Below are 18962 nucleotides of genomic sequence, written 5' to 3' on the forward strand. Positions count from 1 at the left end.
GCGCGCGTGGGCTGGCTGGGGGCATGGATCGCGGGGCTGACCGGCCGCCACGGCAGCGAGACGCTGCCGCTGTACAACGCGGTGGTGCTGCGCGCGCGCGAGCCGCACTGGTATCTGGCGGGCGCGGTGCCGGACACGGTGGACGGGCGATTCGACATGGTCGCGGCCGTGCTGTCGGCCGTTCTGCTACGGATGGAGGAGGACCCGGCAGCGGCCATACCCTCCGCACGGCTGACCGAGCGGTTCGTCGAGGACATGGACGGCCAGTTGCGCCAGCTCGGCATCGGCGACATCGTCGTGGGCAAGCACATCGGCAAGATGATGAGCATGCTGGGCGGGCGGCTGGGCGCGTATCGCGACGGGTTCGCCGCCGGCCAAGGAGAGAAGGGCGACGGCGGCGCGGCGCTGGGCGAGGCGGTTGTGCGCAACGTGTATCGCGGGCAGGCGCCGGCACCCGCGGCTCTGGAGCATGTGCGCGACGGGCTGGCCGGGCTGCGCGACCGGCTGGCCGGCGTGTCGTTGCCGGTGCTGCTCGCGGGCGAACTGCCGTGACGCCGGAGTTCTCGCGCCCCGAGCGGCTGGACGCGATCGGCGCGGGCGAGCGCACGGTGGCGATCGAGGCCGATGCGGCGGAGCGGGCCGCCCTCGCCACGCGGTTTGGGCTCGTGTCGATCGAGCGGCTCGTCGCCACCTATCGCGTGCGCAAGATGACAGGGGGCAGGGGGGCGGGCATCGCAGCGGAGGGCCGGGTGCAGGCGCAGGTGACGCAGGCCTGCTCGATCACCGACGAGCCGTGGCGGGCGGTGGTGGACGAGGCGGTGTCGCTGCTGTTCGCCGAGGAGGGCGCGCCGGCCGAGGAGGTGGAGCTCGACGCGGACGTGCTCGACACGCTACCGATCGAGGACGGCGCGATCGATCTGGGCGAAGCGGCGGCGGAGACGATGGTGCTGGCGCTCGACCCGTTCCCGCGCGGGCCGAATGCCGCGGCGGTGCTGCGCGAGGCGGGTGTGCTGAGCGAAGACGAGGTGCGGCCGGTCACCGGCCTTGCGGGCCTTGGACAATTGTTCGCCGCGAAGTCAGCGCCGGACGACTGACGCCGGTCGGCGATGCTCCCAGCCCGCCGTCTCCAGCTCCGGCGTGACGGTCTCCGCCGCCGGCCAGCCCAGGCATAGATAGCCGACGAGCCGCCAGTCGGCGGGCACGTCGAGGATCGCGCAGACCCGCTCGGGCTCGAGGATCGACACCCACCCCAGCCCCAGCCCGGCGGCCCGCGCGGCAAGCCAGAGCGTGTGGATCGCCAGCACCGCGGAATAGCCGACCGTCTCGGGCATCGTCGTGCGGCCCAGGCCGTGGCCCTGCGCGGGATCGGGTTCGACCAGCACCGCGATGTGGACGGGCGCGGCGTCCAGCCCGGCGAGCTTGAGCGCGGCATAGGCGGCGGCGCGCGCGTCGGGCTGGGCGGCGAGCGCGGCGGCGTTGCTGTCCGCGAACGCCGCCCGGATCGCGGCCCGGCGCGCGGGCGTGTCCACCGTCACGAAGCGCCACGGCTGGCTCAGGCCCACCGACGGGGCGAGCGAGGCCGTCTCGATCAGCGTGTCGACGAGCGCGGGGTCGACCGGATCGGTCCGGAACCGGCGCACGTCGCGTCGCCACGCGAACAGCTCGGCCAGCCGCTCGCGGAAGCCTGCATCGAAGGCGGGCGCATCGCTCATTTGAGCGTCAGCGGCAGGCCGGCGGCGACGAACACCACGCGGGTCGCCGCCGCCGCCACGGCCTGGTTCAATCGCCCCGCCGCGTCGCGGAACGCACGACCGAGCGGCGTCTCGGGCACCAAGCCCAACCCGACCTCGTTGCTGACCAGCAGCAACGGCCCGCGCGCGTCAGCCATCGCGGCAATTAGCGCCGCCCCCGCCGCCTCGATGTCGTGGCCGCCCAGCATCAGGTTCGACAGCCACAGCGTCAGGCAGTCGACCAGCACCACGCCGTCCGCGTCGCCGATCGCATCGCCGATCGCACGGGGCAGGTCGATCGGGCATTCCACCGTGCGCCAGCGCTCGCCCCGGTCGGCGCGGTGGCGCGCGATCCGATCCGCCATCTCGTCGTCGCCGGCCTCGGCGGTCGCGAGATAGGTCAGGGACCCCGGCAATGCCTCAGCCGCGGCTTGCGCGAGCCGGCTCTTGCCCGAGCGGGCGCCGCCCAAGAACAGGGTCGTGTGGCCCGTCATGCTCGCGTCTTGCTCCGCCATCGCGCCGCGCCTATGGCCCGGAACGCGACAGGTTCCCAGAGATGGGATGAAAAGGGAACCCGGAAGCACCTCCTCATGGGGGTGCGAGCCGGGGCTGCCCCCGCAACTGTGACCGGTGAGCCTTGCTCCTCCGTGTGCCACTGGACCCTTGCAGGTCCGGGAAGGCCGGGCGAGGCGTTGACCCGCGAGCCAGGAGACCTGCCCGTCGCGGTCGATCCTTCGCGCGGACGGGGTGTGCCGGGCGGACGAGGAGCTTTCCTCGCGTGACGACGTGCCTTGGGGCGTCACGCGGCGGGAGCCAATCCCGGCGCCATGTCGCGTGTGCCCCGTCACCGACGAGGGACCAAGACGTGAAGAACCATATCCTGCTTTCCACCGCCGCGCTGGCGATCGGCGTCGCCGCGCCTGCCGTCGCGCAATCCACCAGCGCAGCGACCGTCGCGACCGACAGTCCGGGTGCCGGCCAGTCCGCCGAGAGCACCGCCGGCCTCGAACAGGCCACCAATTCCGGCCGAGACGTCGTCGTCACCGCCAACCGCACCGCCGAGCCGATCGACCGCGTCGGCCAGTCGGTGACGGTGCTCGACACCGCCACCATCGTGCAGCGCCAGGTGAGCAACGTGTCCGACCTGCTGCTCCAGACGCCCGGCGTCACCGTCGCGCGCAACGGCGGCACCGGCACCACCACCGGCGTGTCGATTCGCGGCGCGGAAACCGACCAGACGGTCGCGCTGATCGATGGCGTCAAGCTCAACGATCCGTCGTCGCCCGGTGGTGGGTTCGACTTCGGCGGGCTGCTGGTCGGCAACATCGCCCGGATCGAGGTGCTGCGCGGCGCGCAATCGGTGCTGTGGGGCAACCAGGCGATCGGCGGCGTCGTCAACCTCATCACCCGCCAGCCGACCGACCATCTGGAACTGAACGCCCGCGCGGAGGGCGGCTGGCACGAGACGGGTCAGGGCTTCGCCAACGTGTCCGACAAGATCGGGCCGGTGTCGGCAAGCCTGGGCGGCGGCTATTACCGGACGGAGGGCAATTCCGCCTATGCCGCCGGCACCGAGCGCGACGGCTATCGCAACTTCGGCTTCAACGGCAGCGTCACCGTCGCGCTCGCGCAAAATCTGTCGGTCGATCTCCGCGGCTTCTATTCGGACGGGCGGACCGATATCGACGGCTTTCCCCCGCCCAATTACACGTTCGCCGACACGCCCGAATATGCGCTGACCAAACAGGCGATCGGCTATGCGGGCGTCAATCTGGGGCTGTTCGACGGGCGGCTGAAGAACCGTTTCGGCTATGCGTACACCGACACGCGCCGCCGCGACATCGACCCGACCGGCGGCGTCGATACCGAGACGTTCCTGGGACGCGGCCTCAACAACCGCATGGAATATCAGGGCGTGCTCGATCTCGGGCCCATCGTCCAGACGACGTTCGGCGCCGAGCGCGAGGTGACGCGCTTCACGACGTCGAGCTACGGCGGCCCGCAGACGATCGGCCGCGCGGCGATCTGGAGCGGCTATGGCCAGCTCGTCGTGACGCCCGTCAACGGCCTGACGGTCACGGGCGGCGTCCGGCATGACGAGCACAACGTGTTCGGCGGCGCGACGACCGTGTCGGGATCGGGCGCCTACACGCCCAACGGCGGCAACACGGTGTTCCGCGCGAGCTACTCGGAGGGGTTCAAGGCGCCGACGCTGTACCAGTTGCAGAGCGAATACGGCAACGCGCTGCTGCGCCCGGAACGCTCGCACGGCTGGGACGCGGGCGTGACGCAGAAGGCGGTGGGCGGCGCGATCGAGGCGAGCGCGACGTGGTTCCACCGCAATTCGAACGACCTCATCAACTTCGTGTCGTGCATCGCGCCGCTGACGGGCATCTGCACGAACAGGCCGTACGGGACGTACGACAACGTCGCGCGCGCGCTGTCGCAAGGGCTGGAGGCGACGCTCGCGCTGCATCCGGCGGACGGCTTCACCGTCAGCGGCAGCTACACCTATCTCGATGCGGAAGACCGCTCGCCCGGCTCGCTCACCTTCGGCCGGCGGCTCGCGCGCCGGCCGAGCCAGAGCGTGACGGCGAACGTCGACTACCGCTGGTTCTTCGGGCTGGAGACGGGCGCGACGCTGACGGCGGTCGGCGACAGTTTCGACGACGCGGCCGACACGCGGCAGCTCGATGGGTACGTGCTGCTGGCGGTGCGTGCTTCCTATCCGGTGACGCACAACGTGTCGGTCTATGGCCGGGTCGAGAATCTGGCGGACCAGCGCTACCAGACGATCTACCAATATGGTCAGCCCGGCCGCGCGGCGTACGGCGGCATCCGGTTGAGCTATTGATGACGCAGACGAGCCTCGATGCGTTCCGCGCCCATGGCGGGCGCATCGAGGCGGCGCGTGCGGCGTTCGGGCCGGCTGAGGACGGTGCCGCGTGGATCGACCTGTCCACCGGCATCGCACCCTGGAGCTATCCTGTCGCCGCCGGGCTAGGGCTGGACCGATTGCCCGAGCCCGACGCCCTCGCGGCGCTGGAGGCGGCCGCCGCCGATGCGTTCGGGGTGCCGGGCGGCCGATGCGTCGTCGCGGTGCCGGGCAGCGACATGGCGCTGCGGCTGCTGGCCGTCATCCTGCCGAGCCGGACGCCGGCGGTGGTGCGGCCGGGCTATGCGGGCCATGCCGCCGCCTGGCCCGCCGCTACGCCGATCGCCGACGAGAGCCTGGCGGAAGCGGCGGCCACCCATGATCCGGTCGTCTTCGCCAGCCCGGCGAACCCGGACGGCCGCATCGCCGATCCGGCGCAGGTCGCCGCGATCGCGGCCCGATCGACGGTGGTGGCGGACGAGGCGTTCGCCGATCCCGCGCCGGGCCTCGCGTCGTTCGACGTCGGGCAGGCGAGCGAGCGGCTGCTGGTGCTGCGCTCGTTCGGCAAGTTTTACGGCCTACCGGGCTTGCGGCTCGGCTTCGTCGTGTGCGGCCCGGGAGTCGCGGCACGGTTGCGCTCGCTGCTGGGCGACTGGCCGGTGTCGGGTGCGGCGATCTCCATCGGCTGCGCGGCCTATCGCGACGCCGGCTGGCGGGAGGCGCAGGCGGCCCGGATCGCGGCGGCGGGCACGCGGCTCGATGCGCTGCTGGAGCGTACCGGGTTACAGGTCGCAGGCGCCGCGTCGTTGTTCCGGCTGATCGCCTGCGAGGACGCGGACGCGTTGTTCCGTCACCTCGCCGCGCGTGCCATCCTGACGCGCCCGTTCGCGGACCGGCCCGGCCGGCTGCGTCTCGGCCTGCCCGCCGACGATGCCGCGTTCGATCGACTGGCCGCCGCGCTGGAGGAGTATCCCCGATGACCCCACCCGAACCCGACGCCCCCGACAACCACGAGCGCCACAATGCGCGCATGGCCCGCGTCGCCGCCGCCCGCGCCAAGATGCAGGCGCGCCGCACGCTCGAACGCGGCCTGCTGATCGTCCACACCGGCAACGGCAAGGGCAAGTCGTCGAGCGCCTTCGGCATGGCGATCCGCTCGTTGGGCTGGGGGATGCGGGTCGCGATCCTCCAGTATGTGAAGGGCAAATGGGAGACGGGCGAGCGCAACTTCTTCGAGGCCAATCCCGAGCTGGCGACGTTCGAGGTGATGGGTGAGGGCTTTACCTGGGATACGCAGGACCGCGCCCGCGACATCGCCGCCGCGCGGGCCGCCTGGGAGCGGTCGAAGGCGATGATCCTCGATCCCGCGTTCGATTTCGTGATCCTCGACGAGCTCAACATCGTGCTGCGCGACGACACGCTGCCGGTGGCGGAGATCGTCGCGTTCCTGCGCGAGCGGCCGCTGACCAAGCATGTCTGCATCACCGGCCGCGGCGCCAGGCCCGAGCTGCTGGCCATCGCCGACCTTGTCACCGACTTCACCGAGGTGAAGCACCCGTTCAAGGCCGGGTTCAAGGCGCAGAAGGGTGTGGAGTTCTGATGCGCCGCCCCTCCCTTCGTCCGGCCATCCTGCTGTCGCTGCCGCTGATCGGCGCCACGCCCGTGCGGGCGCCGCGCATCGTGTCGATCAACCCGTGTGTCGACGCGATCCTGATGCGCGTCGCCGACCCCACGCAGATCGCCGGCATCAGCCATTATTCGCAGGACCCGCGCGCGACCTCGATCCCGATCGCGCTCGCCAACCGCTTCGTGGCGACGTCGGGCACGGCGGAGGAGGTGGTGGCGCTGCGCCCCGACCTGGTGATGACGGGGCCGCATGTGGCGCCTTCGACGATCGCCGCGCTGGAGCGGATGCACATCCGGAAGGTCGAATATCTCGTGCCCAAATCGGTGGCGGAGAGCGAGGCGCAGGTGCGCGACGTCGCTGCGGTCGCGGGCCATCCCGCGCGTGGGCAGGCATTGGCGGAGGCGATCGACGTGGCCGCGCGTCCGTCCGGGCTGGCGCCTGTGGGCGCGCTGATCCTGTCGGGCGGCGGGCTGGTGCCGGGCAGCGGCACGCTGGCGGACGAGCTGATGACGCGCGCGGGGTTCCGCAACATGAGCGCGGGCTATGGCCTCAAGCAATGGGACGTGCTGCCGCTCGAATATCTCGTCGCGCGGCCACCAAGGGTGCTGCTGTCGGTCGGCGCGGCGGACGCGCACGGCGATCGGTTGGCGAGCCATCCCGCGCTCGCGCATCTCGCGAGGCGGATCACGGTCGCGCCGTATCCGACGCGGTTGCTGAGCTGCGGTGGGCCGACGATCGTCGCCGCGATGGAGCGGCTTCGTGCGGTGCGAGGAGAGGTGCGATGAGCCGGATGGCCCGTCTGAATTGGGCGCTGCTGGCCGGCGCGATCCTCGCCGCCTGCCTGTCGGTCGCGGCGGGCAAGGTGTGGGTGCCGCTCGACGCATGGACGGCGGCCGATCCGCGCTCGATCATCATCGTCGAGCTGCGGCTGCCGCGCACGGTGCTGGCGCTGACGGTGGGCGCGGCGCTGGGCGTGTCGGGCGCGGCGATGCAGGGCTATCTGCGCAATCCGTTGGCGGACCCGGGGCTGTTCGGCGTGTCGTCGGGCGCGGCGCTCGGCGCGGTGCTGTCGCTGTATTTCGGCTATGCCGCGCAGGCGTGGCTGCTGCCGGGCTTCGCGCTGGCGGGGGCGGCGGCGACCATGGCGCTGCTCGCCGCGATCGCGGGCAGATCGGGCAGCCTGATCCTGTTCACGCTCGCCGGGCTGATCCTGACGAGCATCGCCGGCTCCGCGACCGCGCTCGCGATCAGCCTGGCGCCGACGCCGTTCGTCGCGTCGGAGATCGTCACCTGGCTGATGGGCGCGCTGACCGACCGGAGCTGGAACGACGTCGAGGTGGCGGTGCCGCTGATCGTCGCAGGCGCGGCGATCCTCGCCACCACCGGGCGTTCGTTGGACGCGCTGACGCTGGGCGAGCCGGCCGCGCGCTCGATGGGCGTCGATCCGCGCCGGCTGCAACTGGCGGTGATCGTCGGCACCGCCATGAGCGTCGGCGCGTCGGTGGCGGCGGCGGGGGTGATCGGCTTCGTCGGGCTGATCGTGCCGCACATGGTGCGCCCGTTCGTCGGCGGGCGCCCCTCGGCGACGCTGCTGCCGTCCGCGCTGGGCGGCGCGCTGCTGCTGACGGTCGCCGACAGCCTGGTACGGATCGCGCCCACGGTCAGCGAGCTCCGGCTCGGCATCGCGATGTCGATGCTGGGCGGCCCGTTCTTCCTGTGGCTACTCGTCCGCATGCGGCGAGGACTGGCATGACCGTGCCCCAATGCGTTCTCGCGGCCGACGCCATCACCCTCACGCTGGGCGGCGCGCGCGTGCTCGACGGCGTGTCCGTGCGGTTCGCGCAAGGACGGGTGACCGCGCTGCTCGGGCCCAACGGCGCGGGCAAGACCAGCCTGCTCACCTGCCTCGCCGCGCTGCGCGTCCCCGATGCGGGCCAGGCGACGCTCGACGGCGTGGACGTCGCGGCGCTCGACCGGCGCGAGCGGGCGCGGCGGATCGGGTTGTTGCCGCAGTCGGGTGAGGTCCACTGGAACATCGACGTTGCGACGCTGGTCGGGCTCGGCCGGCTGCCGCATCGTGGCCGCTGGGGAGAGACGGAGGCCGATCGCGACGCGGTCGCGCGGGCGATGGCGGAGACGGACGTCGCGCATCTGGCGCACCGCGGCGTCGAGAAACTGTCGGGCGGCGAGCGCGGCCGGGTGCTGCTGGCACGCGTGCTGGCGGGCGAGCCCGACTGGCTGCTGGCGGACGAGCCGCTCGCCAGCCTCGACCCCGCGCACCAGTTGGACGTGCTCGCCCGCCTGCGTGGGCAGGCGGAGGCGGGGCGGGGCGTGGTGCTGGTGCTGCACGACCTGCACCTCGCCGGGCGGGTCGCGGACGACGTGGTGCTGATGGCGGGCGGCCGCGTGGTCGCTGCGGGACCGACGGACGACGTGCTGACCGCGCCGCTGATCGCTGAGGCCTATGGCGTGGCGGTGGAGATCGGCACCACGCCCGCCGGACACCGCTTCATCCTGCCCGTCGGAACGGCGTGATCCATGCCGCGCCGCTGCTCGGTATCCTGATCGTGGAGGCGGCGCTCGGCTATCCGCGCGGCTGGCGGCACCCGGTCGAGGCGGCGGGCGCGCTGATCGCCGGGGCGGAGCGTGGGTGGAACCGGGGCGGCGAGGGTCGGCGGCGTGTTGCGGGTGTCGCGCTGCTCATGGTGCTGGTCGGCCTGTCGGTCGCGATCGGGCTGGCGATCGAGTGGTTGGCCGAGCGGATGGACGGGCGGGGCTGGGGCCTCGTCCTGGTCGTCGCGATCGGCACGACCGGCCTCGCGCAGCGCAGCCTGCACGATCATGTCGCGGCCGTGCTTCGTCCGCTCGCGCGGGGCGATCTGCCGCGTGCGCGCGCCGCGGTGGCGATGATCGTCGGGCGCGACACGGCGGCGCTGGACGAAGGTGGCGTCGCGACCGCCGCGATCGAGAGCCTTGCGGAAAGCTTCTGCGACGGCGTGGTCGCACCCGCCGCCTGGTTCCTCGTCGCCGGCCTGCCCGGGCTGTTCGCGGCGAAGGCGATCAACACCGCCGACTCGATGATCGGCCACCGCACGCCGGGCCTCGCGGCGTTCGGCTGGGCGAGCGCGCGGGCGGACGATGGGGTGAACTGGGTGCCAGCGCGGCTGGCGGGGGCGCTGATCTGTCTGGCGGGAAGAGGTGGCTGGCGGACGATGTGGCGCGATGCCCGCGCCCACGCCTCGCCCAACGGCGGCTGGCCGGAGGCGGCGATGGCGGGCGTGCTCGGGCGGCGGCTGGGCGGCCCGGTGACATATGATGGCGAGCCGGCGATGCGCGCAGTGTTGGGCGACGGGTGGGCGCCCGACGCAGCCGACCTCGCCCGCGCGCTGCGCGTGTACCGTGCGGCCTGCCTGTCGCTGTGGCTGATCGTGGGAGCGCTCGCGTGGGCGCGGTGATGCTCCAGGGAACCGGGTCGGACGTCGGCAAGTCGGTGCTGGTCGCGGGGCTCTGTCGCCTGTTCGCGAACCGCGGGCTGTCGGTGCGTCCATTCAAGCCGCAGAACATGTCGAACAACGCCGCCGTGACACACGATGGCGGCGAGATCGGCCGCGCGCAGGCGCTGCAGGCGATCGCCTGCCGAACGCCCGCCATCACCGACATGAACCCGGTGCTGCTGAAACCGCAGTCCGACCGCACCGCGCAACTGGTGGTGAACGGCCGCGTGCGCGCGACGCTGGGCGCGGGCGCGTACCAGGCGACGAAGCGCGGCCTGTTGCCCGAGGTGCTGGCCGCCTATCGCCGGTTGCGGGACGGATGCGACCTCGTGGTGGCGGAGGGCGCGGGCAGCCCGGCGGAGATCAACCTGCGGGGCGGCGACATCGCCAACATGGGCTTCGCGCGCGCGGCCGGCGTGCCGGTGCTGCTGGTCGGCGAAATCGACCGCGGCGGCGTCATCGCCTCGCTGGTGGGCACCAAGGCGGTGATCGACCCGGCGGACGCGGCGACGATCCGCGGCTTCCTGGTCAACAAGTTCCGCGGCGACCCCCGGCTGTTCGACGACGGCTTCGCTGCGATCGAGCGCGCGACCGGCTGGACGGGGATCGGCGTCGTGCCGTGGCTCGCGGACGCCGCGCGGTTGCCGGCGGAGGATGCGGTGGCGCTTGACCGGTCTGCGATGTCAGGCGACGGCCCGCTGATCGCGGTGGCTATGCTCTCGCGCATCGCCAATTTCGACGATCTCGATGCGCTGGCCGCCGAGCCCGGCGTGCGTCTGGCGATGATCCCGCCGGGCCGGCCGCTGCCCGGCGACGCCGCGCTGGTGATCCTGCCCGGCAGCAAGGCGACGATCGCGGACGTCGCATTCTTCCGAGCGCAGGGGTGGGACGTCGACCTTGCCGGTCATGTGCGGCGTGGCGGCCACGTGCTGGGGCTGTGCGGCGGCTATCAGATGCTCGGGCGGCGGATCGCCGATCCGGACGGGATCGAGGGGCCGGCCGACAGCGTCGCCGGGCTGGGACTGTTGCCGGTCGAGACGGTGCTCGGCCCCGCCAAGCGGGTGCGGGCGATCGCGGGCACGCACGTCGCGGGCGGCGCGCCCTTCGTGGGCTATGAGATCCATGCCGGCACGACGGCCGCCGACCCCGGCACGCGCCCGCTGCTGCGGTTCGCGGACGGGAGCACCGACGGCGCGGTGGCCGGCGACGGCCGGATCGCCGGCTGCTACGTCCACGGCCTGTTCGACCGGGCGGAGGCGCGCGCGCACTGGCTGGCGCGGATCGGCGCCGCCTCGGACGGGTTCGACCGCGCCGACACGATCGACGCCGCGCTCGACGGCATCGCCACGGCGCTGGAGCAGGTGCTCGACGTCGACCGCATCCTTGCCATCGCCGGAGAAGCCGAATGATCGAAGCTCGATGACCGAAGGTGATGTCCGTGCGCACCTCGATGCGCTCGCCAAGCCGCGCGCCAGCCTGGGCCGGCTGGAGGACATCGCCGTCCGCCTGGCGCTGACGCAGGGCCGGCTCGACCCTGCGACCCGGCCGCGCGCGCTCGTGCTGTTCGCGGGCGACCATGGCTGCGTCGCGGACGGCGTGTCCGCCTGGCCGTCGGCGGTGACGGGGATGATGGTGGCGACGATCCTCGCGGGCCGCGCGACCAGCAGCGCGCTGGCGGCGGCGCACGGTTGCCCGCTGCGGCTGGTGGACGTCGGGGTGGCGGGGGAGCGGCCGGTGGCGCCGCCCGCCTTCTTCCGCGACGCGCGGGTGGCGGACGGGACGGCGAGCCTCGCGCACGGCCCGGCGATGACGCTCGCGCAGTTCGACGCCGCCTGGGCCGTCGGCGCGGACGAGGCGACGCGTGCCCTGGGCGGGGGCGCGCGGCTGCTGATCGCAGGCGAGATGGGCATCGGCAACACGACGCCCGCCGCCTGCCTGACCGCGCTGCTCGCCGGGATCGAACCGGATGCGGCGGTGGGGCGGGGTGCCGGCGCGGACGACGCGGTGATGACGGCCAAGCGCGCGGTGGTCGCCGCCGCGGTCGCCCGTGCGCGGGCCGAAGCCGATCCCCGCACGGCAATGGCGAGCGTCGGCGGGTTCGAGATCGCCGCGATGGCCGGCTTCTACGCGAGCGGTGCGGCCGGCGGCGCGACGCTGCTGCTCGACGGCTATGTCGCCACCGCCGCCGCGCTGGTGGCGGAGGCGCTGGCGCCCGGGACCGCCGCCGCGATGATCGCCGGCCATCGTTCCGCCGAGCCGGGTCACGCCGCCGCGCTCGCGCACCTCGGCCTCGATCCGGTGCTCGACTGGGGCATGCGGTTGGGCGAGGGATCGGGCGCGCTCGTCGCGTTGCCGCTGCTCGATGCGGCCGCCGCGTTGCTGACCGGCGTCGCGCGGCTGGACCAGATCGGCGCGGCGCGTGGGGACTGATGCGCGGGCCCCCGCCTGGGCGCCGCCGCTGCTGGCGGTGCAGTTCCTGACGCGGGTCCCGGTGCCGCCGCTCGCGCGGCTGACGCCCGAGCAGGCGCGGGACGGCCTCGCGCGCGCGACCGGCTGGCTGCCGCTGGTGGGAGCCACGATCGGCCTCGTCACCGCGCTCGTGCTCGCCGGCGCGCGGCTGGTCTGGCCGGTGCCGGTCGCGGTGCTGATCGCGCTTGTCGTGGAGGCCTGGCTGACGGGCGCGTTCCACGAGGATGCGGTCGCCGATTTCTGCGACGCGTTCGGCGGCGGCGCGACCGGCGAGGAGGCGCGGCGCATCCTGAAGGACAGCCGGATCGGCAGCTATGGCGCGCTCGGCCTGGGGCTGATGGCGGCGCTGCGCTGGGCGACGATGGCGGCGCTTCCGCCCGGCCTGGCGACCGCCGCCATCGTCGGCGCGGCGGCGGTCGCGCGTTTCTGGGCGGTGGCGTTGCTGGCGCTGTGCCCGCACGCGCCGGCCGGCACCGGGATCGCGAAGGACATCGGCGCGATGCCGCCGCGCACGCTGGGGCTCGCGGTCGTCACGCTGCTGCCCGGCGTCGCCGCGCTGGCGGTCCTGCGACCGGGCGCGATGGCGGCGGTGGTGCTGGCCGGAGCGGTGATGCTGCCGCTGCTTGCCCGTTTCCTAAACCGCCGGATCGGCGGCAGCACCGGCGATTGCCTCGGCTTCGCGGCGTATCTCGGCCAACTCGCGACCTTGCTCGCCGCCTGTGCGGTCGGGTGACAGCCGGGGTGAGGGGCGGGTTGGGCGGCCGTATCCTGCTCGTGCGGCACCCGCCCGTCGCAACGGCGTGGGCGGGCCGGTGCTATGGCCGGTCGGACATGGGGTGGAGCCACGAGGGGGCGGCGATCGCCCGCGCGCTGGCCCATCGACACGCCGACGAGCCGCTGGCGGCGATCGTCCACTCCGGCCTGCGGCGCACCCGGCGGCTCGCCGATCTGGTCGCGCGCCGGCATGCCTGCCCGATCGTCGCGGACCCGCGCTGGGCGGAGCGCGATTTCGGCGACTGGGAGGGCCGGACGTGGCAGGCGATCTGGCGCGAGACCGGCGACGCGATGGACGGGATGATCCACGATCCCGACGGCTTCCGCCCCGGCGGCGGCGAGACCGGGCTGGAGCTTGCCAACCGCGCGCTGGCCGCCTGGGCCGACCTGCCGCCGGGCGATCCGATCCTGGTCGTCGCACACGCCGGACCGATCGCAGCGATCCGGTGCGCGCTGGCGGGCGACCCGCTCACCGCGATGCCCGACCACATCGTGCCCACCGGGACGGTGGTGACCGTCAGCCGCCGGCTCTTGCCTTCTCCGCCATCTCGTTGAGCGTCGCCAGCCGCTCGTCGAACTGCCCGTCCGCCTCCGCCTCACGTATCGGGCGCACCCGCTCGACGAGGATCTCGCGCGGCGTCGGCTGCCGGCCGAACAACGCCATCACCTCGTCGATGAAGTCGACCAGCGGCAGATAGCCGGGGCGCGTCGCCTGGCCCGGCGTCAGGTCGGTCTGCACGCCCGGCGGCGCCAGCTCGATCAGCTCGACGCGGCCTGCCAGCGAACGCCGCAGGCTGACGGTATAGGAATGGATCGCCGCCTTGGTCGCCGAATAGGTCGGCGCCGCGGTCAGCGGCACGAAGCCGAGGCCCGACGTCACGTTGACGATCGCGGCGTTCGGCTGCGCTTTGAGATGATCGACCAGCGCGTTGGTCAGCCGGATCGGGCCGAGCAGGTTGGTGACGATCGTCGCCTCCGCGTCGGCCAGGTCGCGGCGCGTCGTGGCGTCCTCCAGCTTCATGATGCCGGCGTTGTTGACCAGCACGTTGAGCGCGGGATGCTCGGCCACCAGCCGCGCGGCGAAGGTGTCGATCGCCGACGCGTCCTCGACGTCCAGCGTCATGGCATGCATCCGCTCGCGGCCGGCGATCGTTTCATCCAAAGCCGCCTGCCGCCGCCCGGCGACGATCACGGTGTTGCCCGCATCGTGGAACCGCTGCGCGAGCGCCGCGCCGATCCCCGATCCGCCGCCGGTGACGAGGATGGTGTTGCCGGTCGGTGTCATGGTGATGCTCCTGCGCTGACCGATCGATGTAGGCCGCCGGGCGCCGGAGATAAGAGGCGTTTATTCTCCGTCGGGCCCGAATGCCGCGTCGAGGTCGCGCGGGCGGACGAAGCGCGCGAGCGTGCCGCCGTTTTCCGCCACATCGGCCCAGGCGCCGACGTCGAACGTCAGTTGCGCGGTGCTGGCGGTCGGGAACTTCAGCTCCACATCGTCGCGCAGCGGCTGGTCGGCGCGATCGGGCACCAGCAGCAGCACCAGCTCCTCCAGCCCCGGATTGTGGCTGACGAGCAGCGCGCTGTCCGTGTCGGCCGGGAACTCCCGCACCAGTTCCAGCAGCGTCTCGGGCGTGGCGAGATACAGCCGCCGGTCCCATTCGGGCGCGAGGCGGCGGCCATAGCCCGTCTCCACCGCCGCGATGGTCTCCATCACGCGCACCGCGGGCGAGGCGACGACGTGGCCGAACGACAGATCCAGCGCGCGCCAGTGCCGCCCGACCGCCTGCGCGGCGCGGCGCCCCTTGTCGTTGAGCGGCCGATCGAGATCGCGTTTCACGATGTCGTCCCAGCCCGACTTGGCGTGGCGCAGCAGCGTCAGCGTCTTCAACGAACTCTCCGTCAGGCGGGTAGGCCCGCTACATGCCCGATCGGCGGTGCCGTGGATAGCCGGCTCGCGGCCCGCCCCTTCGTAACCCTGGCGACTGCTTCGTCCAGCGTCACTCGCGCGGTCGGCACGCCCGTGGGGAAGGCGGCGAGCAGCCGGCTCGGCATGGCCGCCGTCAGCATCACGAACGTGCCGTGATCGTCGGCGCGGCGGATCAGCCGCCCGAACGCCTGCGCCAGCCGCGCGCGCACGATCCGGTCGTCATAGGCGCTGCCGCCGCCCGCCAGCCGCCGCGCCGCGTGGAGCACCGACGGCTTGGGCCAGGGCACGCCTTCCAGCACCACTTGGCGGAGCGACACGCCCGGCACGTCCACCCCATCGCGCAGCGCGTCCGTTCCCAGCAGGCTGGCGGCGGGATCGTCCCGGAAGATGTCGACCAGCGTGCCGGTGTCGATCGGGTCGACGTGCTGGGCGTGGAGCGGCAGGCCCTCGCGCGCCAGCCGGTCGGCGATCCGCGCGTGGACGGCGCGCAGGCGGCGGATGGCGGTGAACAGCCCCAGCGTGCCGCCGCCCGCCGCGACGATCAGCCGCGCATAGGCGTTGGCGAGCGCGGGAATGTCGCCGCGCTTGACGTCCGTCACGATCAGCACCTCGGCCTGGCGCGCATAGTCGAACGGGCTCGGCGCCTCGAACCGGCCGGGCGCACGGGCGAGGTGGGGCGCGCCGACGCGCGCCTCCGCCGTCTCCCACCCCTCGTCGCGGTTGGCTCCCCCGCCCGTCAGCGTCGCCGAGGTGACGAGCACGCCGTGCGCGGGCTTCAGCACCACCTCCGCGAACGGCCGCGTGGGATCGAGCCAGCGGCGGTGGAGGCCGATGTCGATCTCACGCCCCTCGATCCGGTCCACCGCCAGCCAGTCGACGAAGTCCGCGTCCGCCGGGCCACCGACGCGGGCCAGCAGCGCGAGCCATCCCGCGACCGTCTCCGCGCGCCAGCCGACCGAGGCGATCGCGCCTTCGATGCGCGCGCGGGCGGGCGAGTCCATCCAGTCCGGCGCCTCGGCCAGCACCGCCTCCAGCCGCCGGCCGAGCGCGACCAGCGGGCGCAGCAGCGCGTCGAGCGCGTGCGCGGCGGGGGCGGCGGCCTCGATCAGCTCCGGCGTCGGCTCGGCGAGCTCGGTCTCCAGGCCATAGCCCGCGTCGCCGGCCGGCTCCTTCGATTGTTCGGCGCGCGCATAGGTCAGCCCCCGCGCGGCGGCCAGCAGCGTCTCGATCGGCCCGTACGGCTCGCCGTCGCCGATCCGGCCGAGCCAGCCGTCGCTCGCCAGCGCGCGGCCTGCATCGACCGCGTCCGCCACCGCGCGCCCACCCGCCTCGTCGTAGCTCGCGACGTCGGACAATCGCGCGGCGAGGCCCCGCCGCCGCCCGCGCCCGGTCGCTTCCGGACCCAGCAGCCAGCGGCGCAGCTCGATCGTCTCCGCGCCCGACAGCGCGACGCCGAACATCATGTCGGCGGCGTCGAACAGGTGGTGGCCCTCGTCGAAGACGTAGCGCGTCGGCCGCGTCGCGACCTCGCGTCCGCGCGCGGCGTTGACCATCACCAGCGCGTGGTTGGCGATCACGATGTCCGCCGCCGCCGAGGCGCGCGCGGCGCGCTCGATGAAGCATTTGCGGTAATGCGGGCAGCCGGCGTAGACGCATTCGCCGCGCCGGTCGGTGAGGGCCGCGGGGCCGTTGCGGCGGAACAATGTCGTCAGCCAGCCGGGCAGGTCACCGCCCACCATGTCGCCATCGACCGTGTAGGCCGCCCAGCGCGCCACGAGCTGCGCCAGCACCGCCGCGCGACCCGCGAAGCCGCCCTGCAGCGCGTCCTCCAGGTTGAGGAGGCACAGGTAGTTCTCGCGCCCCTTGCGGGTGACGACGCGGTGGCGCCGCTCGGCCGCGTCCGGGAACAGCCGGTGCGTCTCGCGCGCGAGCTGGCGTTGCAGCGCCTTGGTATAGGTCGACACCCACGCCGGCCCGCCGCTCTTGGCCGCCCACAGCGAGGCGGGGGCGAGATAGCCCAATGTCTTGCCGATCCCCGTTCCGGCCTCCGCCAGCACCATGTTGGGCGCGTCGCGAACGCTGCGAGGGGCGAAGGCGGCGGCCGCGGCGGCGGCATAGGCGCGCTGGCCGGGGCGCTCCTCCGCGCCGTCGCCGGTCAGCGACGCGAGCCGCGCCTCCACCTCGGCGGCCTCCAGCGGCACGACGCGCGGGGCGGGGCGGGGCGGTTGCTCCTCCCATTCGGGCAGGCGGGAGAACAGCATCCGCTCGCCGGCCGCCGGCCTCGTGAGCGCGGCGCTCACCAGCGGCGCCCAGGGCCAGCGCAGCCGCGACAGACTGCTCGCGGCGGTCCACGCGCCCTCGCGTTCCGCCCAGTCGCCTTGTGGCACGGCCAGCAACGCGGCGGCCGCCTCGGCCAGGAACTCGGCGACATCCTCGTCGCGCTCGGGCGGGGACAGGTCCACCGCGCGCGCGAGCCCCGCCGGCGTCGGCACCGCGAAGCGCGCGGGGTGGATGAACGCGAACAACTCGAGCAGGTCGAGCCCCGACAGGTCGGGATGACCCAGCCGCTGCCCGATCAGCGGTGCGTTGAGCAGGATGACGGGCGTGTCGGCGGCGATCCGGATCGCCTCGCCCCGGTCGATCCGGCGGCACCCTTGTGCAGCCCCGTTTCGCGCGGCCGCGATCCAGATGCCGGCGTGGCTGGCGTGGAGCGCGGGGTGCTGCAACATCAATGCGACGATGCGCCGGCCGGAACGAATTGGCAACGGCGCAATCTGTTCGTCACAGGATGAAGACGACGGTCGCGGTCCAAGCCACCGCCACGAACGGGACCATCGCGCGCAGCGCCGCCTCGTTCCCAGCGGCGATCAGCGTGGCGATGCCGAGCACGTAGACGTCGCACAGGATACGCAGATAGCCGAGCGGCTCGCCCCAGATCGCATCGGTGAACAATGCCGCCAGGGCGACGTACAGGCTCCAGGGGATGACAAAGGACAGGAAGGCCGGCCGCTTCACCGCTTCGATGGCCACGAAGCCGACGAAGACGCCGACCGACAGGCAGCTGACCCAATCGAAGATCGCGTGATAGCTGAACGGTCGCCCGATCACGGCAAGGCCGAACCCTGCGACCGCTCGTGCATAGTCGACGAGCGGCACGGTCGACAGATCGTGGTGGCCGAGGTCTTCGAACGGCAACGTGCCCCAGATGCTCTTGAGCACCGCCTGCCACAGGACGAAGACGATCGGCGGGACGAGACACCAGGCGATGCGCCGATCGAACGAGCGTCGCCGCAAGCCGTCGGCCACCGCGACCAGCCCGAACCCGATCAGGTAGAGCAGCGTCGTCTCGCGTGCCAGCACGGCCGCGCCGGCCAGCAGCGCCGCGAGCGGCCATCGACGCGTCGCCGCCGCCAGCGCGCCGGAAAGGGCGAGGGTGGTCGCGAATATCTCCGCCGTGTCGCAGCAGAGCGCGATGACGAAGCCCGGATGGAAGGGGATCAACAGTCCCAACCGCGCAGGAACGGCGAAATGCGCGGCCAGCAGCGCTGCGACCCAGCCGATCAGCGCGACGCACAGCAGGTTCACCGCGACGAGCGCATAGGGGACGGCGGCTCCTTGCCCCAGGCTCAGCGCCCAGGCCGCCGCGGGATAGGCGATCCGTTGCGCGCGCACGACCGGATGGCTCTCCATCGTGATGCCATAGGCGACCCGCCTCGTGTCCAGCGGATCGAGCGCCAGCCGATAGAAGAACTGGCCGTCGTAGCCGTCCGAATGCGGCTTGACCGCAATGGGGTAGGCGAGGTCCTTGGGCGAGAAGAAGCGATCGCCCGCGACGACGAAGCGGCTGATGTCGAACTGGTGGACGCCGAGCTTGACGCCGACGCAGGACAGATAGGCGAGGAGCGTCAGGCCGACGAGCCACGCCCGCTGCCGGCGGACCGACGCCGGACCGGCGGCGCGCGGCGACGCAGGCATCAGTCGTTCATCCCCGTCGTTCCCCCGCGCCGCATCCCCGCCGCCGTCCCTAACGCCCAGACGATCCGCCGCAACGCGAAACGGATCGCGC

General features: G+C 73.1%; 19 protein-coding genes and 1 riboswitch. Of the genes, 13 read left to right on the forward strand and 6 right to left on the reverse strand.

The genetic code is table 11. The features are described 5' to 3' along the window. Positions 1-6 precede the first annotated feature (6 nt). Together ACFE65_RS01680 and ACFE65_RS01685 are read left to right on the forward strand one after the other, a co-directional pair. The gene (locus ACFE65_RS01680) at positions 7-552 is read left to right on the forward strand and encodes a ubiquinol-cytochrome C chaperone family protein (protein ID WP_375380597.1); all 546 of its coding nucleotides are present in this window, start codon (positions 7-9) and stop codon (positions 550-552) included. Then, the gene (locus tag ACFE65_RS01685; protein ID WP_375380598.1) at positions 549-1094 is read left to right on the forward strand and encodes a DUF177 domain-containing protein; all 546 of its coding nucleotides are present in this window, start codon (positions 549-551) and stop codon (positions 1092-1094) included. The genes ACFE65_RS01680 and ACFE65_RS01685 overlap by 4 nt, the downstream gene beginning before the upstream one ends. Here ACFE65_RS01685 and bluB read toward each other — a convergent pair. Then, the gene (gene bluB / locus ACFE65_RS01690; RefSeq protein ID WP_375380599.1) at positions 1077-1712 is read right to left on the reverse strand and encodes a 5,6-dimethylbenzimidazole synthase; all 636 of its coding nucleotides are present in this window, start codon (positions 1710-1712) and stop codon (positions 1077-1079) included. The genes ACFE65_RS01685 and bluB overlap by 18 nt on opposite strands. After that, positions 1709-2245 (reverse strand): bifunctional adenosylcobinamide kinase/adenosylcobinamide-phosphate guanylyltransferase, encoded by a 537-nt coding sequence (gene cobU, locus ACFE65_RS01695; RefSeq protein ID WP_375380600.1) that lies wholly within the window; start codon positions 2243-2245, stop codon positions 1709-1711. Before cobU ends, bluB begins: the two co-directional genes overlap by 4 nt. Positions 2246-2257: 12 nt before the next feature. After that, positions 2258-2466, forward strand: a riboswitch (cobalamin riboswitch). Positions 2467-2595: 129 nt separating this feature from the next. Here cobU and ACFE65_RS01700 point away from each other — a divergent pair. From ACFE65_RS01700 to ACFE65_RS01750, 11 genes are read left to right on the forward strand one after another with little or no spacing between them, the layout of a single operon-like run. Then, the gene (locus ACFE65_RS01700) at positions 2596-4584 is read left to right on the forward strand and encodes a TonB-dependent receptor plug domain-containing protein (RefSeq protein WP_375380601.1); all 1989 of its coding nucleotides are present in this window, start codon (positions 2596-2598) and stop codon (positions 4582-4584) included. Then, positions 4584-5585 carry an aminotransferase class I/II-fold pyridoxal phosphate-dependent enzyme gene (locus ACFE65_RS01705; protein WP_375380602.1) on the forward strand — a complete coding sequence of 334 codons (1002 nt, stop codon included), beginning with the start codon at positions 4584-4586 and terminating at the stop codon, positions 5583-5585. Before ACFE65_RS01700 ends, ACFE65_RS01705 begins: the two co-directional genes overlap by 1 nt. Further along, on the forward strand, positions 5582-6205 hold the full coding sequence (gene cobO / locus ACFE65_RS01710; RefSeq protein ID WP_375380603.1) for a cob(I)yrinic acid a,c-diamide adenosyltransferase: 624 nt from the start codon (positions 5582-5584) through the stop codon (positions 6203-6205). Before ACFE65_RS01705 ends, cobO begins: the two co-directional genes overlap by 4 nt. Beyond that, positions 6205-7017 (forward strand): ABC transporter substrate-binding protein, encoded by an 813-nt coding sequence (locus ACFE65_RS01715; protein WP_375380604.1) that lies wholly within the window; start codon positions 6205-6207, stop codon positions 7015-7017. Before cobO ends, ACFE65_RS01715 begins: the two co-directional genes overlap by 1 nt. Before the next feature lie 5 nt (positions 7018-7022). Beyond that, positions 7023-7985: a FecCD family ABC transporter permease gene (locus ACFE65_RS01720; protein ID WP_375380763.1), complete on the forward strand. Its 963-nt coding sequence runs from the start codon at positions 7023-7025 to the stop codon at positions 7983-7985. Further along, complete coding sequence (locus ACFE65_RS01725) at positions 7982-8767, forward strand: ABC transporter ATP-binding protein (RefSeq protein ID WP_375380605.1); 786 nt, start codon at positions 7982-7984, stop codon at positions 8765-8767. The genes ACFE65_RS01720 and ACFE65_RS01725 overlap by 4 nt, the downstream gene beginning before the upstream one ends. Next, positions 8764-9687, forward strand: coding sequence for an adenosylcobinamide-phosphate synthase CbiB (gene cbiB, locus ACFE65_RS01730; protein ID WP_375380606.1), 924 nt, complete (start codon positions 8764-8766; stop codon positions 9685-9687). The genes ACFE65_RS01725 and cbiB overlap by 4 nt, the downstream gene beginning before the upstream one ends. Next, a complete protein-coding gene (locus ACFE65_RS01735) occupies positions 9675-11135 on the forward strand; it encodes a cobyric acid synthase (protein WP_375380607.1) in 1461 nt (486 codons plus the stop codon). The genes cbiB and ACFE65_RS01735 overlap by 13 nt, the downstream gene beginning before the upstream one ends. Before the next feature lie 10 nt (positions 11136-11145). Then, positions 11146-12156 carry a nicotinate-nucleotide--dimethylbenzimidazole phosphoribosyltransferase gene (gene cobT / locus ACFE65_RS01740; RefSeq protein ID WP_375380608.1) on the forward strand — a complete coding sequence of 337 codons (1011 nt, stop codon included), beginning with the start codon at positions 11146-11148 and terminating at the stop codon, positions 12154-12156. Beyond that, the gene (locus tag ACFE65_RS01745; protein ID WP_375380609.1) at positions 12146-12928 is read left to right on the forward strand and encodes an adenosylcobinamide-GDP ribazoletransferase; all 783 of its coding nucleotides are present in this window, start codon (positions 12146-12148) and stop codon (positions 12926-12928) included. Before cobT ends, ACFE65_RS01745 begins: the two co-directional genes overlap by 11 nt. Positions 12929-12936: 8 nt before the next feature. Then, the gene (locus ACFE65_RS01750; protein ID WP_375380610.1) at positions 12937-13524 is read left to right on the forward strand and encodes a histidine phosphatase family protein; all 588 of its coding nucleotides are present in this window, start codon (positions 12937-12939) and stop codon (positions 13522-13524) included. On the opposite strand, the gene ACFE65_RS01755 is transcribed toward ACFE65_RS01750, so the two are convergent. The 4 genes from ACFE65_RS01755 to ACFE65_RS01770 are packed head-to-tail and all read right to left on the reverse strand — an operon-like array spanning position 13487 to position 18871. Then, a complete protein-coding gene (locus ACFE65_RS01755) occupies positions 13487-14254 on the reverse strand; it encodes an SDR family oxidoreductase (RefSeq protein WP_375380611.1) in 768 nt (255 codons plus the stop codon). The genes ACFE65_RS01750 and ACFE65_RS01755 overlap by 38 nt on opposite strands. 60 nt (positions 14255-14314) lie before the next feature. After that, complete coding sequence (locus ACFE65_RS01760; RefSeq protein WP_375380612.1) at positions 14315-14857, reverse strand: histidine phosphatase family protein; 543 nt, start codon at positions 14855-14857, stop codon at positions 14315-14317. Positions 14858-14868: 11 nt separating this feature from the next. Next, entirely contained in the window at positions 14869-17625 is a 2757-nt protein-coding gene (locus ACFE65_RS01765) for an ATP-dependent DNA helicase (RefSeq protein WP_375380613.1), read from the reverse strand. Between the two features lie 52 nt (positions 17626-17677). Then, a complete protein-coding gene (locus ACFE65_RS01770) occupies positions 17678-18871 on the reverse strand; it encodes a hypothetical protein (RefSeq protein ID WP_375380614.1) in 1194 nt (397 codons plus the stop codon). Between the last annotated feature and the right edge of the window lie 91 nt (positions 18872-18962).

Source organism: uncultured Sphingomonas sp. (assembly GCF_964237335.1).
Classification (GTDB): domain Bacteria; phylum Pseudomonadota; class Alphaproteobacteria; order Sphingomonadales; family Sphingomonadaceae; genus Sphingomonas.